Origin of the sequence: Lewinella sp. 4G2 (genome assembly GCF_001625015.1) — a bacterium.
Classification (GTDB): domain Bacteria; phylum Bacteroidota; class Bacteroidia; order Chitinophagales; family Saprospiraceae; genus Neolewinella.
Window position 1 is genome coordinate 1,617,891 of the sequence record NZ_LVWJ02000014.1, and the last position, 17,854, is coordinate 1,635,744.

Consider the following 17,854-nt stretch of genomic DNA (forward strand, 5'->3'; position numbering starts at 1 on the left):
GGCAATAGTGCCGGGCCGCCCCGCCTTTTTTATCTTTACTGAACCCTATTCGTAATAAAACGCCATGAAAACCTCCTATTTAGCCATCCTGGTTGGTGCACTCCTCGCGTCCTTACTCTGCACCTGCGGCAGCGCCACGGTGAGGAACGACGTGGAGGTGAGCGATTTGCGCGCGGCCTACGAAAAACCACCGGCGCAGTGGCCCGCACCGACGTTGGACCAGGGGGTAGAACACCGAGAATTAGGCATCCTGAAGCGGGACCAACTCGTGCCGGTGCCGGCGAGTACCCAGGAGTTGATCGCCGACCAGAAGGCGCTCGTCAAACTCGGGAAACGGTTGTTCTTCGATCCCGTGCTGTCCGAAAGTAACCAGGTAAGTTGCGGCTCCTGCCACGACCCGGATCTGGGGTGGGGGGATGGCCGTCGTCGGAGTTTTGGCCACGACCGCTCGCGTGGCTTACGCAATGCCCCAAGCCTGCTCAACGCTGGCCACTGGACGAGCCTGTTCTGGGACGGCCGCTCACCCTCCCTGGAGGAACAAGTACTCGGGCCGTTGCAGGACTCGAAAGAAATGATGTCCAACCTTGATGACTTAGGACCGGAATTAACGGCGATCCCGAGTTACGTACGAGAATTCAAAGACGCCTTTGGCGTGGCTACCATCGATGCTAAACGCGTCGCCATCGCTCTCTCCGCCTTTGAACGCACCCTGCGCAGCCGGACGAGCCGTTTCGACCACTTCGTGAATGGCCGCTACGAAGCACTGACGAACCAGGAAATTCGGGGCTTGGACCTGTTTCGGAAGAAAGCCCGCTGCCTGAATTGTCACAACGGCCCGCTGCTTTCGGACCAGCAATTTCACAATCAGGGTACCCACCTGCTGGGCCGCCCGGAAGAGGACCTGGGGCGCTTCGGGGTGACGGGCGAATGGGGAGACGCCGGGAAATTTCGGACGCCCATGCTGCGGGATATTGTGTTTACGGGGCCTTACTTCCACCACGGGAACGTCGTAGAACTGCGGGAAGTCATCCAGCTCTATAATTCAGGGATGCCGCAGGTGATCCCCCGTGGGATCCGGGAAGATGCGGAGCGCCTGCCGATTCACGACCCCTTATTGCAGCCGTTGAACCTGACAGAAGAAGAGATTGATGACCTCGTCGCCTTCATGGGCGCGATCAGTACCCGCCCAAGAGCGATGAAGATCCCCGAAGTGAAAAGATAGCCGCTGCGTCTAAAAGCGGAGGGCGGCGACTGGATCTACGGGTTCGCCCCGGTGCCAGATCTCGAAATGAAGATGAGGGCCGGAGGTGAGTTCTCCCGTGTTACCGATGATGGCTACCGCCTCCCCGACCTTGACGCGCTCGCCCACTTTCTTAAGGAGTTGAGAATTATGCTTGTAAAAGGAGATCAGATTGTTATCGTGCTGAATACCGATGACGTTTCCGTTAGCGCTGGTGAACTCTGAAATGAAGACTACGCCGTCGCGGCAGGCCTTGATGGGTGTATTCTTCGGCGCGAGGATGTCGACCCCCAAGTGATCCGTGGCACGGTCGAAGGCGGCACTGATCTCGCCGTTGACCGGTGCGGCAAGGTAGATTTGAGATAAGGGGACATTGCCGGTGCCAGCAATCACGTTGGCACCGGGTTGGCGGGCAGCTGCGCCCAGACGCTCCAGGTCCATCTCACGGCGGAGGCGGACTTCGTCTTCGCTGGCCCCGAGAATTTCGGCGTTGGAGGTGTCCGCCAGGGTTTGGATATCCGGGATGTCCTCCCCAGTCGTGGCTTCTCCACGGAGGGTTTTGATCAGAGTAGAAATGTACAGATCCTGCGCCTCAACGTGTTCGCTCATTTCCTTCATCAACCCTTCCATTTCGACCATCTCCTGGCGGTGAACGCGGTTGCCGTAGCCGGGAATGTAGCTTCGCAGTGGCGTGAAGGCGATTAGTAGAAATAGCAGGAAGGCGAATACGCCTAATGCAAGCATAGCGTAGATCAGGAGGCTAAGCGGCGTAAGGTTATACTGGCCAATCTCCCGGTAACTCTTGATGTCACGCAGCACGACCTGATACTCATCATTGCGCTTGTTGATGAGCCTGCGCCACCAGGAATCTGCTTGGGGTGTATCCATGGTGCGAAGTTAGGTAACGTGCGATACTCTAATGGGCTGCAGAGAAAAGCTGCACTAAGCAAGCCATACGAACCCAGGGAGGTAGCCTCCGGTTAGCACTAGCGACGGGTATCCGTCCCCCAACACCATCTAAATACCATCCCCATGTACAACCCTACCGATCCCGCCCAGGACGCTGCCGCCACCAATCCTGAATCCAAGGACACGTCCGCGCTGACCACCCTCTACAACTGGCCCGAGCAGGGTAAAGGGAAATGGCGGATTCAGGACGATGTCGTCATGGGCGGCCGCTCCGACAGCCACTTCGAGATGACGGACGATGGCCACGGCCGGTTCTACGGTAAGGTTTCTCTCGAGAACAATGGTGGTTTCTGTTCCGTCCAGCGCACAAATGAGGATGATCCGTTCGTCGTGAAGGGCAAGTCTGTTTTCTCCGTCCAGGTCAAAGGAGATGGGAAGAACTACAACTTCCGCGTCCGGACGCCCAATGGTCGCCACGCTTATGCCTTTACCTTTTTTGCGAAGCCGGGGCAGTGGGAGACCGTCATGATCCCCTTCGCCGCGATGGAGGGTACCTACCGGGGCCGGGATGTGGACGTGCCGAATTACGCGGGGGAGGACATCACGGAGATTCAAATCTTGATCGGTAACGGAAGAGCCGAGTCTTTTGAGCTGTTGCTGAAGGATATTTCGGTGATGTAGTGACTATTTCTAGCCGGCCGGACTTTTTTCCGAGAGAGGCTGAAGATGAAAAAGGGGAATAAGAAGTAGGATGCTGGCGCACCTCTACTACTTATTCCCCTTTCTTAGGTTTCCACTAAAACTTGAAAGGGGAGGACAAATGAGCAGCGTGGCGTAAAAACCGTACTTCTCATTCGTCTTCCCCTTCTGAGTCTTCTCAGCGGAATACTACATTAAGCCAGGTCAAAACGATCACCCATCATCACCTTATTCCAGGCAGTGACGAAGTCGTTTGCGAAACGGGCCTTGCCATCGCTGGCGGCGTAAACTTCGGCAAGGGCGCGGAGTTCGGTATTGGAGCCGAAAATGAGATCGGCGCGGGTGCCCGTCCACAGAACATCACCGGATTTACGGTCGCGGCCTTCGAAGACCTTTTCATCGGCGCTCGTGGCGGACCAGCGGGTGCCAAGGTCGAGGACGTTGACGAAGAAGTCAGTGCTCAGTACGCCGGGCTTCTCGGTAAAGACGCCGTGGCTCGAGCCGTCCCAGTTGGTGTTCAACACGCGGAGGCCACCGAGGAGGGCGGTCATTTGCGGAGCGGTCAACTGAAGAAGGTTGGCCTTGTCGATGAGCATCTGCTCGTCCTTAGCGCGGGTATTCTTTGCGCCGAAGTAGTTGCGGAAACCGTCGGCCATTGGCTCGAGGGCGTTGAAGCTTTCCACGTCGGTCATCTCCTGGGTAGCGTCGGTACGGCCGGGGGTGAAGGGTACTTCGATGTCGAATCCACCCTCCTTAGCGGCAGCTTCGAGGCCGGCGGCGCCCGCGAGTACGATCGTATCCGCCAGGCTGATCTGCTTACCGCCGGACTGGGCGCCGTTGAACTCCTTACGTACGCCCTCCAGCGTATCGAGTACGGTAGCCAATTGGCTGGGATTGTTGACTTCCCAGTTCTTTTGGGGCAACAGCGCAACGCGAGCGCCATTGGCACCACCACGCTTGTCCGAACCGCGGAAGGTCGAGGCAGAAGCCCAGGCCGTGGAAATCAACTGGCTGTTGGTCAGACCCGCAGCGAGGATGCGGCGCTTCAGTTCGGTAGCATCCGCATCGTTAATGAGTTCGTGGTCGACGGCAGGGACGGGGTCCTGCCAGAGTAGTGTCTCTTCCGGTACTTCGGGGCCGAGGTAACGATCCTTGGGGCCCATGTCGCGGTGCATCAGTTTGAACCAGGCGCGGGCGAAGGCATCGGCGAATTCCTCGGGGTTCTCCAGGAAGTGGCGGGAGATCTTGTTGTATTCCGGGTCCACGCGCAGGGCGAGGTCGGTAGTAAGCATGAAGGGCTGGTGGGTCTTTCCTTCGATGTGGGCGTCGGGCACGGTTCCGGCACCGCCACCGTCGACGGGCCTCCACTGCCAGGCACCGGCGGGGGATTTGTACTTCTCCCATTCGTACTTGAAGAGGTGGGTGAAGTAGTCGTGCGTCCATTCGGCGGGCTTGGTCGTCCAGGCACCTTCCAGGCCGGAGGTAATGGTGTGCTCACCGGCGCCGGATTCAAAGTTGTTTTTCCAACCGGTGCTCATTTCCGCCATGGGTGCGCCGGCGGGTTCCTTACCGACGTACTTTTCGGGGTCGGCAGCACCGTGGGTTTTCCCGAAGGTGTGGCCACCGGCGATGAGGGCGACGGTTTCGTAGTCGTTCATGGCCATGCGGCCAAAGGTTTCGCGAATGTCCTTGGCGGAGGCTTCCGGGTCAGGGTTACCGTTGGGGCCTTCGGGGTTGACGTAGATGAGGCCCATGTGCGCGGCGGCGAGGGGTTGCTCGAGGGTGCCGTTGGCGTATCGCTCGTCGTTGCCCAACCATTCGGTTTCGCTACCCCAGTAGACGTCCTGGGCGGGTTCCCAAATATCTTCGCGGCCACCACCGAAGCCAAAGGGCTTGAAGTTCATGGTTTCCAGCGCGACGTTACCGGTGAGGACGAGAAGGTCGGCCCAGCTCAGTTTTTGGCCGTACTTCTGTTTGATGGGCCAGAGGAGGAGGCGGGCCTTGTCCAAGTTCGCGTTATCGGGCCAGCTGTTGAGGGGGGCAAAGCGTTGGTCACCGGAGCCAGCGCCACCGCGTCCGTCCGCAATGCGGTAAGTACCGGCCGCGTGCCAGGCCATCCGGATAAAGAAGGGGCCGTAGTGGCCGTAGTCGGCGGGCCACCAGTCCTGGCTGTCCGTCATCAGATCCGCGAGGTCTTTCTTGACGGCGGCGAGGTCCAGGGTTTTAAATTCTTCAGCGTAGTTGAAATCGGGGCCTACGGGGTTAGATTCCACGGCGTGCTGGCGCAAGACGCCAACTTTGAGGGCATTGGGCCACCACTGGGTATTGGTGGTGCCGCCGCCGGCCGCCTGATTGTGTTGGCCGCCGAGGAAGGGGCAGCGGCTGGAATCATTCATGTTCCAGACATTGGTGTTTTGGGCGCCTTTATCGCCGTGGGGACTTTCCATAGTGCTATAATTTTAATTGTAGTCCGCGAAAATAACAATCTCGCAGCGGGTGTGCTAACAAGGGGGAGCCAGATTGGGTTGGCCCCTAAAGGCAGTTTGTTGGGGAATTTTGGTGGGATGACGCTCACCGTCACAATCGCCAATTCCAAGCATTAAGTGGCTGAAAATTCCACAGCATTCTCCGTGGTTACCTAACGGCTTAGCGCTATTCATATCGACTCCGGAATGCTCACCCCCGCCGAATCCGGTAGCCATTGAAGTTAGCCGCTGATTTCTGTTGCGCCGCCCAGACGGCAAAGGGGGCGCCGATCAGGATGGCGGAGATCAGGATCCAGCCCATGTAGAACAAGACTAGCATCAGGATAGCGACAATCACGCCAACGACTATTGGAATGACCTTATTCGGAGCCGCGGAAATATCATTCGGGTGGATCGTTTTCGACTCGTGGCAGTGGCTACAGGTAACGCGCAGTTCCGTGCCGTCCTCCCGCTCGAGTTCTACCCGGTCGGTGGCATAAGACTTGTAGCGGGTATCCTCGTGGCAGTTAGTACAAGTGAAGTAGGGGGCGTTCATGGTTGGTAGCGAGGTGAGTGGCTCAAGATAATGATCGGCACTTAGTGGGCAAAAAAGAGAGCCGGTGAAGAAAACCCCAATGGAGATTCTACCGGCTCTACCTACAAACCTACTTCGCAATAATTGTACCCCTGTATGCGGCGGCGGGGAGCTCCGTTACTGTGGGCAAAGAAAAAGTCGATGGGGGAGGTGGGAACTACCCATCCGGGTAGGTTATGAGCTGCGGTTAACATTCACCTTTACGGCTACCGATTAATAAGCGTCGCAGCCCCGGATAACGGGGCCGTTCGCAACACCTCCACCCGATTGTTACCAGTAACCATTTCTTTCTCCGGGGCTATTATCCGCGCCATCAATGCGTCGGAACACCTAAATGGCTTATATTCACCTGCATACATTATGGAGCGCACTGTCAAAAGCATTCTGATTGTAGAGGATGAGGCCATCATTGCCCTGGAGATTGAATTGGCTCTCCGCCAACTCGGATACCGAGTGGTGGGGAAGGCCGCCAACGGCGACAAAGCGCTGGATCTCCTGGCCAGCACCAACCCCGATCTCGTACTGCTGGACATCGACATTAAGGGCACCCTGAACGGCGTGGACCTGGCGCGCATCATCCGCAGCAACTACCATTTCCCCTTCGTGTTCCTGACGGCGCTCTCGGACCGGGCCACCCTGAATAGTCTACGGGATACGCTGCCCTACGGCTACATCGTCAAACCCTTCAACGAGAGTGATCTATACACGACGATCGAGATTGCACTGGATAAATTTAAGGCGGAACATCAGCCCAGTTTTCCGAGTAGGGAAGCGCTCAACAGTCAATTGCCCGAGCCCTTATCGGAGCGGGAATACGAGGTGCTGCGCCACATCGATGAGGGGTACGCCTACCGGGAAATCGCGGACCGGCTCTTCGTGAGCGTAAATACCATCAAGCACCACCAGAAGTCCCTTTTTGCTAAAATGCAACTTCATTCCCGCCACCAGGTGAGCCATTACCTGCGTAACCTCGATAGCTCAATTTGAACCTTCCGCTATGCGTAATCGACCCGTCCTTTCCTACAGCCTATTGTTGCTTGCTCTCTTCCTGGGCACCTGCGCCAGCGCCCAAACGGAGGATAAGCGAGCGGACCTGTCCCTCCTAGGTAAACGGCTAAGTAAGGAAGTGCCCGGATCCGACGCCGCCGCGGCCGTGCTCGATACCATCCGGCAAGTGAGTGAAGAACTGGGTACGGACTTCAGCAAGGCCTACTACCTCGAGCAGCGCGTGATCGCTAACCAGCACAAAATGGACACCGCAGAAATGCGGCAGATCCTGGAGGAAGCGCTTGCGCTCTACGAAAAGGATGCCGACGACTCCGGCCGTGCCCGTGTATATGGCCGCCTGGGTTACGTGGGGTTCCGCAGCCGCAACTACCTCATGGTGTACGAGATGGCCGCCGAACAACTCAAAGCCGCTAAACTGGCTAAGGACGATCAGCAGATCGGTACGGCCCTGGGAAATCTGGGGCTCTCCAGCAAATTGATCGGCAATAAACCGCAAGCCCGGCGCTACTACCTGGAAAGCATCGAACACGCCAAGCGTACCAGTGATACGATCTCTATGGTAAAAAGCTACCACAACCTTGGCAATCTGCACCCGGGGAAAGACCCGGCACAGATCGATAGCTCCTTAATGTACGGTAAACTGGCTACCGACCTGTTGCTGGTTTTCAACCCAAACGACCACGATATGCTCGCCCGCCGCTACGGGGCTGACGGAAGAGCATACATCAGACGTGGCGACCTCGTTCGGGGCCGCGAGATGATTGAGCGCTCACTTGAAATGTACCGAAAAGCGGGTGACCCGCTGTACGTTTTTGGCGAAACCCACTATCTCGGTCGGGTGAACCGTAAACTAGGCAATCTGAAGGAAGCCGGCCGCTTACTATTTGATGCGGCGGAGCAGTTAAAGAGCGTCCCACGAGCAGACCCGAGCTATTTGTACTCGGAACTCGGGCTATACTACCGAGAAATTGAGCAAGCTGATAGCACGGCAAAGTACATGGGGATGTACGCTGATGCCATCAGGGATCAGAGCAAGGACAAACAGGCTGCCAAAATCGCCTCCCTCGAGACCAAATTCCGCACCCAGGAGCAACGCGCCGAAATCGAACGCCTCGCCCTGGAGGATGAGCTGAACGAAGTGCGCATCACTCGCCAGCGCCAGTGGCTTGTACTCGCCGGCCTGGCCGTCATCCTCATCAGTCTGTTGGCCTACCGCCTCCTGCGGCAACGCAAGCGGATCGCGGCCCAGAACGACCAGATCTCCCTCGCCCTGGGGCAAAAGGAAATGCTCATCCGGGAGATCCATCACCGGGTGAAGAACAACCTCCAACTCGTTTCCAGCTTGCTCTCCCTGCAGAGCCGTTACCTGGAAGACGAAGGGGCCGTAGCTGCCCTTAAAATGGGTAACAGCCGGGTGCGAAGCATGGCGCTCATTCACCAGCGGCTGTATCTCGAAGATGAGGTGAACACCCGCGTCAACGCCAAGGATTACTTCGAAAAGCTGGCCGACGAACTGGTCGGCAACCTCTCCGGGCCGGGCCGGGACCTCTCCCTCTCCGTTCGCGTCGAGAACCTCGATCTCGACATCGACACCATCATCCCCCTTGGCCTCATCGCCAACGAGTTACTGACGAACGCGCTGAAGTACGCCTGGGCCGAAGGGCAACCGGGCCATTTGGTCCTGGCGCTGTCGCAGGTGCCGGGTGAGGACCAACTCCGCCTCATCGTTGAGGATGACGGCGTAGGGATTAAGGGTGACCCGGTAGAGAACCCGTCATCCTTCGGCTATTTATTGATCAGTAGCCTGGTGGGGCAACTGGAAGGAAAGATCGAGGTGAATAGTGAGGGTGGGGGGACGAGCGTAGTGGTGACGGCGCCGCGAGCGGTTTGATTTGCCAGCCATTTAGTGATGTACTTCGGGGGTGATCAGTAGGCTAGTGAGTAACGAATTGAAGACGGCCACCCAACGCGGGCGACGCTGAAAAGCTCGTGTGTGGAGTATTCTTTAAATAATTGTGATGATCGTGCCGTCGGGGGTTGGTGAAAATTGTGACCAAAATGGTTTAATATTCTTACGAGCCCCCGCAAGCGTGACGGAATTGGCTACATTGAGGGTTATGCTATGAATGATTAGCTGCGCAGTGCGTCGTCGCTGAACCATCGTATTTTTACCAATTCTTTAGGTCTAGACTTTCAGGCTACACGACTATATCATAATCGCATGAAACAGCTTAACCATTCACGGTTTGGGAATAGGATCATCTACAGTTTAGTGATTCTACTGGCGGCGGCGGGGCTCTTTGCCGGCGTTTTGGAGGAATCTGTTAAGGGTGGCGTCCTCGAGTTAGGGACCGAATTAAACGTGAGCGCTGAGCCGAGCTCAATGCAATCCTTAGCTACAGAGAGTGCCAGGTTGGGTGGGCCCAATTTGGCTACTCATGCTTTTGGCGAAGACGGCGAGAACGTAACCGTTGCCGAAGAAGCCATGTGCGTCCCCCTGATTGTACTGGCTCCTACGCTATTAGTGGATGGGATATGCGCCCTCAGCACCACCCCCCTCGAAGGCCTCGCCCTCAACGTTGAGGACACCATCACCGGGGGAACCTTCACCTTCACTACCCAAAGGATCGACGGTGCCACGATGATAGCCGACGCGCCGGTGATAAACGCCACCTCGATCGACGGCACCCAGTTTAACCAGGGAGATTCCGTGGTCGTCACCGTTGCCTACGACGGCACGAACGCGATGACCGCCGATGGAATGATGGCCTGTGATACTACAATCGAGTACCGCCTCATCGTCGATAACGCATTTTGTGGCTGTGACCTGGCGATTGCCGACGTGCAGAGCGTCTGTACTTTCTCTACCGCCGATCAGCGTTCCACCTACGAGCTTACCGTGGAAGTTACCGCTGATGCCATTCTGGAAGGGGAGACCGTCAACCTTATTGTCGACGACGTACTCGTCGCTTCCGCCTCACTGACTTCCGGTAGCCTCACCTTTACCGACGTGCCCATCGATAACTTGCCGGGACTGGACATTAACGTAAAAGTTGCCCTCGATGACAACCCCGCCTGTGAATTTGAGCGCTTCATCGACCTCGTCGGCTGCTCCGGCCTTTGCGCTAACGCAACGGGTAGCAACGTAGTCGGTGGCCAGGTCTTCATTGACGACGACCTGGACGGAGAGCTGGACGGTAATGAAACAGGGCCTGGTTTGATCCGCATCCGAATCTACGACTGCAATGATAACTTGGTCCTGACGGACTTTACCGACGGGCAGGGCAACTGGTTCGTAAACACCCTCGATGCGGGTGAACAGTACCGCGTCGAGTTCGATACCCCCAGAAACCCTGAATTGGAAAGCTCCCTGAGTGGCCCCGACAATGGTTCCGAAGTGCAATTCATCACCGTCCCTACGCCAGACGGCGACGGTAATATCCGGGAATGTGGCATCAACTACGGCCTGACCAATCCCGCCCTTTACTGTCAGGATAACCCCTTGCTGCTGACTCCCTGTTACTACGTGGGTAACCAGAACCGCAGCAGCCCCGCCCTGATCGGCGTCTACTACGATGAGCCCGGAGGCACCAACCCCGAAAAGTTTGGCCTGCTCGCCGCCGAAGAGATTGGTACTACCTGGGGCGTAGCCTACCAACGCGATGAACGCAAGATCTACCTCGCCAGCGTCGTGCGTAACTATATGGACTACGGCCCCTTCGGCTTCGAGGCCATCTACGTCAGCGACTTCACGGACCCCGCCGGGGATACGGGCGCCGACCCCACGGTCTCCGCTCCTGGACGCATTTTGCTAGAAACGGACCTGGGTATTGATCTGGGTACGGACCCCCGCTCGGTTGCCATCACTTCTGACGGCAGCAACCCCTTTTTCGACAATGCCTACCTCGGCGTAGGTAAGGCCGGTATTGGCGATATCGACATTTCCGACGATGGGAATACGCTGTATGTCACCAACCTGAACGAGGCGGCGCGTAGCCTGGTCCGCATCGATGTAAGTGATCCCGACAACCCCACGCTAATCGACGAGATCGCCATCCCCAACCCCGGTTGTTCGGGCACGAATGACTTTGCGCCCTGGGCGATTAAGTATTACCAGGGTGAGGTTTACGTCGGCGTTACGTGTACGGCGGAAGACACGGGGAACCCAGCGGATATGTCCGCCACCGTTTACCGTTTTGACGGCACCACTTTCACCAGCATTGCGTCCGCCCCGCTTGATTACCAGCGTGGAGCGGCGACTTACCGGAGCAACGGTACGTTTGCCTCCGCCAATTGGCAGCCCTGGTCCAACACCTGGGACCCGGAGCAGTTGCCGCTACCTAGTAATCCAAATAGCCGGCCACGTAGGGACTTGGTCAGCCAGCCGATGCCTATTCTTCAGGATATTGAGTTTGGTGATGATGGCTCTTTGTACTTCAGTATCGGCGACCGCTTCAGTTTTATGGCGGCTTTTCTTCAACGGGAGTGGGGCACCACGGGCGGCGAAGTCTACACACCGGTAGCCGCTGGAGATCTCCTCCGATTCTGCGATGAAGGGGGGACTTACGTTGTGGAAGGCTCCGGCTCCTGCCCACAACCGGTTACGGATGCAGCCTCTCAGCAGATATCGGCCATTCCGGTGACTAACGAGTTTTTCGACGATAACTACATCAACCAATTCAACCCCCGGGCCGGCCACTCCGAGGCCTTACTTGGAGGGGTCACCACCGTTCCTGGGCGTAGTCAATTGGTGACCATTGCCTTTGACCCCATCGCCAATCGGGGGCCAGTCAATACTAGCGGTATTCGCTTTTACAACAATGACGGAAGCGTCAGCAAAGGGCTCGTGATCGTGCCCAGCAACGCCATTTCCAACAACGCAAAGGGCGGTAGCCTGGGTGACCTGGAAGCACTCTGTGATCCGGGCCCCATCGAGTTAGGCAACTACGTTTGGTTTGATTTGGACGGCGACGGTGCCCAGGACCCCTGCGAGCCTCCGGTTGCCGGCGTAATGATGAAACTATTCCGCAAGGACGATGCCGGCGTTACCCAATTGGCCACCACCACCACGAATGCCCTCGGTAACTACTCTTTCGTCGGTGATGGCCAGGACAACGCGACTTGGTCGGGCGCTGGCGCGGGTGCCAGGGTAAGTAGTACGGAGCAGTATTTCATCGCCGCCTGTGGCGATAGCTTTACGCCAGGGGATTCCACCCTGGTCGTAGGAACGACCACCTACTGCCTTACGGTGCCCAATACCGGTGCCCGCAACGATGGTGACTTAAGTGACTCGGACTTCACCGTGATGGACGTAGGGCCAAACCAATTCCCCGCCTACTGTACCGTCGGGGACGACACCAGAGGAACGAATAACAGTTTCGACCTGGGGCTGAAGCCACCTCCCTGTGAGTTGGACTTCGAAAACCTGACCGTTAATTGTACCAACGACAGCGAGTTCACCGTCTCTTTCGACCTGGATTACGACTATGACAACGCTACGGCTGCCGGGGAGCAACTCTTCATCCAGGTAAACGGAGAAGAAGTAGGGGACAGCCCCTACACCCTGATCCAGACGGCCGGGACGATCTCCGGTCTATCCTATACCTCGACGACGCCTCAGCTTGGGGTGGACGTGCGCACCTTCTTTGCGATCAACCGCGACTGTGAAATCAGCCGGGTGATTGATCTGGTAGCCTGCACCGTCCCTTGTTCCGACCCCGCCGGTGCCGGCCAGGTTGGTGGTAACGTGTTCAACGATAATAACAATAACGGTACCCAGGACGCTACGGAGTTTGGCCAGGGCAACGTCACCGTCAAAGTCTATGACTGCGCCGACATGCTGGTGTGCGAGACCTTTTCTAACGGAGACGGTGCCTGGTCTTGCGACCTGAATCCGGGGGAAGAATACCGCGTAGAATACTCCACGCCACTGCTGCCTAACCTGGAGGAAAGTTTCGCCGGTCCGGACAACGGGACCAGCGTACAGTTCGTCACCGGCGGCACCTGTGGGGCGGATTACGGAGTGCTGGACCCGGGTGAGTTCTGCAACCAGCAGGAGTTGCTCCTGGCCGTAAGTTGTTACGAATCCGGTAGTTTGCAAGGGAGCAATTCTGGTAATGCAGCCTTCATCGCCTTTGGTGCGGATGCTTCCGGGACGTCTACGGCTCCCCGCCAGGATGCTGACCTGAGTGAGGTAGGCAGTACCTGGGGTGGGGCGCACATCCCCCAAACCAGCCGGGTTTTTCTCGGAACGGTCCTTAAGCGCCATTCCGGAATCGCCGATGGCCTCGGGTATCTGTACGAATTGGATTACACCGATGTTAACTCTCCCAGCCTGACTCAAAGCCTCAACTTGGAGGGCGTAGTTCCTCAAAATCGCCCCGGTCGTGCGCTGGACTTTGGCTTCGTCTGCCGGGGCCAGAACCGCTGTGATACCTTAGCCGGAAGAACGGGCATCTTCACCGATTACCGCCTTCCGGACGATCCGCTTGACCCCAGCGTGGACCTCGACGCCTTTGACAAAGTGGGTAAAGTTGGCTTCGGCGACGTCGATTACGATGCGGCCTCCGGCTTACTCTGGATGGTCAACCTCTTCGAGCGTACCCTGCTGAGTATGGACGTAAGCGCCGCTGACCCACTGGCGACGATCAATGCCTACGAGATCAACGATGCCTTTGGCATCCCCGCCTGCCCGGGTGGCGAGCCCCGGCCCTGGGGCCTGGAGTTTGATAATGGTCTAGGGTATTTGGGCTTGGTCTGCGACGCCGCCGGTAGTCAGGACATCAGCCAGTTGGAGACCTTCATCATGCAGTTCGATCCGGCTGACCCCGGCGCCGGGTACACCACGCTGGTCCGTATCCCGATCCAGGAGGAGAACCGGGGTAAGTTTGTCGACGAACTTTTCTACCAATCGGGAGACATGAACCCCTGGGTAAATACGCTTGACGACCTGCCCGTGGATTTGCAGGATTCCCTGGCAGCGCGGGACGGATTCAACGGTGCGCTTTCCTTCAAGTTCCCGCAACCAATCATTTCGGATATTGACTTTACCCCCGACGGTGCGTTGGTGGTAAGCGTACTTGACCGTAACGCTCTGCAATTTGGCTTTCTGCAATTGACGCCCGAGTCGGGAAGTACGAGCCTGGTGAATGCTATTTCCTACGGTGATCTGTTCTGGCTCTGCCCACGCGGAGACGGTGGCTACCGGAAGGAAGCTGATGGCGCCTGTAACCCCGGCCAACCCGACGTTACCAGTCCATTTTATCAGGGAGGAAACGATTACTTTGAATTGTTAGCGGGTGATGGTTCTCAGGATAATGCTTTGGGTAGCCACATCGTCCTGAATAATGATGGTCAGGTTGTGTACAGCGTTTTTGACCCCTACCCACCCGGAACGGACGTAAGTGGATTCACTTTCCAGAATAACCCCTACATCAATACCCAGGGCATTCACTATAACAATCTGGTCAGTGGTGCCCACGAGGATTGGTACCGGATCGTTGCTCGCAACGACGCGCGCGACGACTACGGCAAGGGCCTGGGTCTAGGAGACCTCGTCGCCCTTTGTGATGCGCCCGCCATCCAGTTGGGTAACTACGTCTGGCTCGACGAAGATGAGGATGGCATTCAGGATGCCTGCGAACCTCCCATCGAGGGTATGACCGTCAAGTTGTATGCCAAACCCACCTCCCCCGCACCCGCGGCAGCGCCCGTATTACTGGCTACGACGACCACGGACGCAAACGGCAACTACTACTTCGCCGGCCGCGACGACGATCAGGCCATTTGGGAAACCGGAGTGGAAGACACCATCATCGCCGGTAACCAGTACTTCATTGCCTTTTGCGGTGATGATGGCTATAACGATGAGTCCAATATTCTTTCCGTCATGGGCCAGCTCCTCTGCATTAGCCCGACCGACGTAGTGCTTGGCGGCGACGAAAATCCTGACCTGATTGATTCGGATATTACTGAGTTGATGGTTGGCAACTTCGGCGTTTTACCCGCCTACTGTACGGTAGCGGGAGAGGCTGACACGACTAATCATACTTTTGATGCTGGTTTCAAACCCGTATTTATTTATGACCTGGCCTTACGCAAAGAACTCTCTCCCGGCCAGGCACCTGGCTTCCGTGCTGGTGATGCGGTCAGCTTTGACGTGACCATTGTCAACCAGGGAGATACGACCGCATACGGTATTCTGGTTGGGGACAGTACGTCGATTGGGCTGACCTACACCGGTTTGAGTGCCATTACCCCCGCAGGAACCGGAACGATCATTTCCGCGCGTGGATCGGTAACGGACCTGGTGGAGGATGCCGCCGCCCAAACCTTTACCATTGATTCACTGCTGGCCAACGACAGCATTGTCGTAACGGTCACTACCCAAATTGACGCTGCTGCGATCGATGCGCCTGAAAGATCGTTCGTTAACCGAGCCGAAATCCAGGAATTCTTTGAGGATGACGCGCGCACGGAAATGGCGGTCGATGACGACTCCACTCCGGACAACATCTTCAGCAACGATGGGGGCGGGGAAGTCATGACCCCCTCCGACAATAGTACCGGCGGTGACGGCACCGGCGCGCCCGGCGACGAAGACGCTACGACCGACGAAGATGATGCCGACCCCGCATCCGTCCCCGTCTACGATCTGGCGTTGACGAAAGTGCTCGCGGATCCGAATATTGACCCCGCCATGATCACGGTCGGCCAGGCGATTCCCTTCCAGATCAATGTCTTCAACCAGGGAACGGATACGGTCTTCAACGTAGAAGTGACGGACTACATCCCCTGTGGTTACACTTTCGATATGGCGGATAACCCCACTTGGACGGGTGTCTTCCCAACCGTTACTACGACGCTTGCCGGCCCATTGGTGCCCGGTGGAGGGGAGCAAGTAACGATTGTCCTGCGCTTTGCGAGTGACAACTGCGCCGGCGCTAATTCGCTCGTGAACCGGGCGGAGATCAGCAGTTTTGAAGACGCGGATGGGAATAATCCGGTCGACTTCGACTCGACGCCCGACCAGGATCCAATTAACGACCCCGGTGGCATCGTGAATGACGTGACCGATGACATCGTAACCGGCAACGGTAACGCTTTACCTCCAAACAACGACCCGGCTACGGACGAGGACGACAGTGACCCGGCGGGCTTGAACGTGTTCGACCTGGCCATCTTCAAGGTCATCGATTCTACGGACGCTGACAATCTCGGTCCCTACTTGATCGGGGATGTCGTGAAGTATAACATCGGCGTTACGGAACAGGGCAACCTGCCGGCAACAAGCGTCACGATTACGGACCTGGTACCACCTGGCCTGAGTTTTGACCCCAGTTTCGGGATGAATGCCTCCACTCAGGGTGGCGGCACCTGGATGGCGGGCGGCGGCGATGAAGTAAGCCTGACGATAACGGACTTCTCCAGCCTTTCTACCGCCGGAACCCCTGCTTTGGAAGGTGGGGATACGGCAATCGTATCCATCTGGTTGCAAGTAGAAATCCCACCCAACGGGGACATTGAAACCAACTACACGAACTTCGCTAACATCGCGGAAGCGAGTTACGAAAGCCCACGAACCCCCGGGACTTTCATTACCGTCACCGGTGACGGTGATAGTCCCTACGGGCTCGACGCGGGCAACGACCCCAATGAGGAGGACAATGAGACGGAAGGAAATACGCCGACCGATGATATTGACAGCCAGGACCCTGCGTTCATTGAGGTTCTCCTCGGTGTAGCCGTAGGGGATACGACCTTTATTGACGTGAACGGTGATGGCCTGCAGGATGCCGGCGACCTGCCACTAGAAGGTGTAACAGTAACGATCTTCAACGCGGACGGTAGACCAGTAACGGTGGACTTCCTCGGTAACCCTGTCGTGCCCCAGATGACGGGTGCAGACGGTAGCTACTTGTTTGTGGACCTCCCTAGTGGAGACTACTACGTAGAGTTTGACCTTTCTACAGCAGTCAACGGTGAATTGTACGATTACACCCGGGCGAACGCAGGAGACGATGCGCTCGATTCCGACGTAACCCCGGCTGACCCGATGGACGACGTGGGCAATAGCGACCCGACGGGTGTCATCCCACCGGGTGATACGGTCCGGACGCTGGACGCCGGAGTTGTTTGTGCCATCCAAGTCACGGTGGCGGATCCCGCTACAATTTGCTCGACCCAACCGATTGACCTCACGGCTGGCGCCAGTATCACCCCGACTAGTCTGGGTGGCTTCTGGACGACTACCGGAAGGGGCGTCTTCCGCGATGCCACGGGTGCGGAATTGATGCCGGACCCAGTTACGGGAGGCTACGCATTCGGGGTAGCGGCGACGTACGCGCCATCTTCAGCCGATGCAATGGCAGGATCGGTAACGTTGACCCTAACGACGAATACCCCGCCGGCCGCTTCAACGTGTGAGCCGGTCAGTGCCTCAGTTACCTTTACGGTGTTGAAGGTGGATTGTGGATCGTTATTCTGGGACGGCCAGGATTAGTCATCAACTTTAGGAAAAGTTGGCATCGGGGAGTTAATCGTGATTGCGGTTAGCTCCCCGATTTGTGTTTACGGGGCCTCTTATTACTTCGGGGCGATTTTCATAGTGAGTTCATGTCCCAAGATGAATGCTTGCGATAGCTGAGACCAATTGCGGGTTACGATTGAGTTCCCCATCAGATGTCCTCCCGGGCGTACGTTTTTAGTAAGTGTGACTTCAACAAATTGCGGCCGCAGAAATTTTTCCACCGGCCAATAAATTGTGTGGAAAGAGTTTTCCACGGCTGTTAAACCGCATGAATGCTGGATTAATGGAGGGTTTTGGGTGAGTTATTATGAGTTATCCACACCGCTTTTCTCGTTATTAACATATTCTGCACATTTTTCCACAGTGTGGATAAAATTAGATGCGATGTTAATTACCTGTTTTACAGAAGT

At 56.9% G+C, this 17,854-nt stretch carries 8 protein-coding genes; 5 read left to right on the forward strand and 3 right to left on the reverse strand.

Features of this window, described 5'->3' with window-relative positions; all coding sequences use genetic code 11:
• Positions 1 to 64: 64 nt before the first annotated feature.
• On the forward strand, positions 65 to 1,222 hold the full coding sequence (locus A3850_RS07525; RefSeq protein WP_068215251.1) for a cytochrome-c peroxidase: 1,158 nt from the start codon (positions 65 to 67) through the stop codon (positions 1,220 to 1,222).
• A 9-nt stretch (positions 1,223 to 1,231) separates the two neighbouring features.
• Here A3850_RS07525 and A3850_RS07530 read toward each other — a convergent pair whose 3' ends face one another.
• Positions 1,232 to 2,128 (reverse strand): M23 family metallopeptidase, encoded by an 897-nt coding sequence (locus A3850_RS07530; RefSeq protein WP_068215252.1) that lies wholly within the window; start codon positions 2,126 to 2,128, stop codon positions 1,232 to 1,234.
• A gap of 144 nt (positions 2,129 to 2,272) precedes the next feature.
• Here A3850_RS07530 and A3850_RS07535 point away from each other — a divergent pair, with 144 nt between their 5' ends.
• Entirely contained in the window at positions 2,273 to 2,830 is a 558-nt protein-coding gene (locus A3850_RS07535; RefSeq protein WP_082921680.1) for a CIA30 family protein, read from the forward strand.
• Positions 2,831 to 3,042: 212 nt separating this feature from the next.
• Here A3850_RS07535 and katG read toward each other — a convergent pair whose 3' ends face one another.
• Both katG and A3850_RS07545 read right to left on the reverse strand, forming a co-directional pair.
• Positions 3,043 to 5,295, reverse strand: coding sequence for a catalase/peroxidase HPI (gene katG, locus A3850_RS07540; RefSeq protein ID WP_068215253.1), 2,253 nt, complete (start codon positions 5,293 to 5,295; stop codon positions 3,043 to 3,045).
• 229 nt (positions 5,296 to 5,524) lie between these two features.
• Complete coding sequence (locus A3850_RS07545) at positions 5,525 to 5,869, reverse strand: hypothetical protein (protein WP_068215254.1); 345 nt, start codon at positions 5,867 to 5,869, stop codon at positions 5,525 to 5,527.
• A gap of 399 nt (positions 5,870 to 6,268) precedes the next feature.
• Between A3850_RS07545 and A3850_RS07550 the strand changes: the two genes are divergently transcribed.
• The 3 genes from A3850_RS07550 (at position 6,269) to A3850_RS07560 (ending at position 17,417) form a co-directional block, all read left to right on the forward strand.
• A complete protein-coding gene (locus tag A3850_RS07550; RefSeq protein WP_068215255.1) occupies positions 6,269 to 6,895 on the forward strand; it encodes a response regulator transcription factor in 627 nt (208 codons plus the stop codon).
• A gap of 10 nt (positions 6,896 to 6,905) precedes the next feature.
• Positions 6,906 to 8,807: a sensor histidine kinase gene (locus tag A3850_RS07555; protein ID WP_068215256.1), complete on the forward strand. Its 1,902-nt coding sequence runs from the start codon at positions 6,906 to 6,908 to the stop codon at positions 8,805 to 8,807.
• 330 nt (positions 8,808 to 9,137) lie between these two features.
• The gene (locus tag A3850_RS07560) at positions 9,138 to 17,417 is read left to right on the forward strand and encodes an SdrD B-like domain-containing protein (RefSeq protein WP_068215257.1); all 8,280 of its coding nucleotides are present in this window, start codon (positions 9,138 to 9,140) and stop codon (positions 17,415 to 17,417) included.
• Positions 17,418 to 17,854 lie beyond the last annotated feature (437 nt).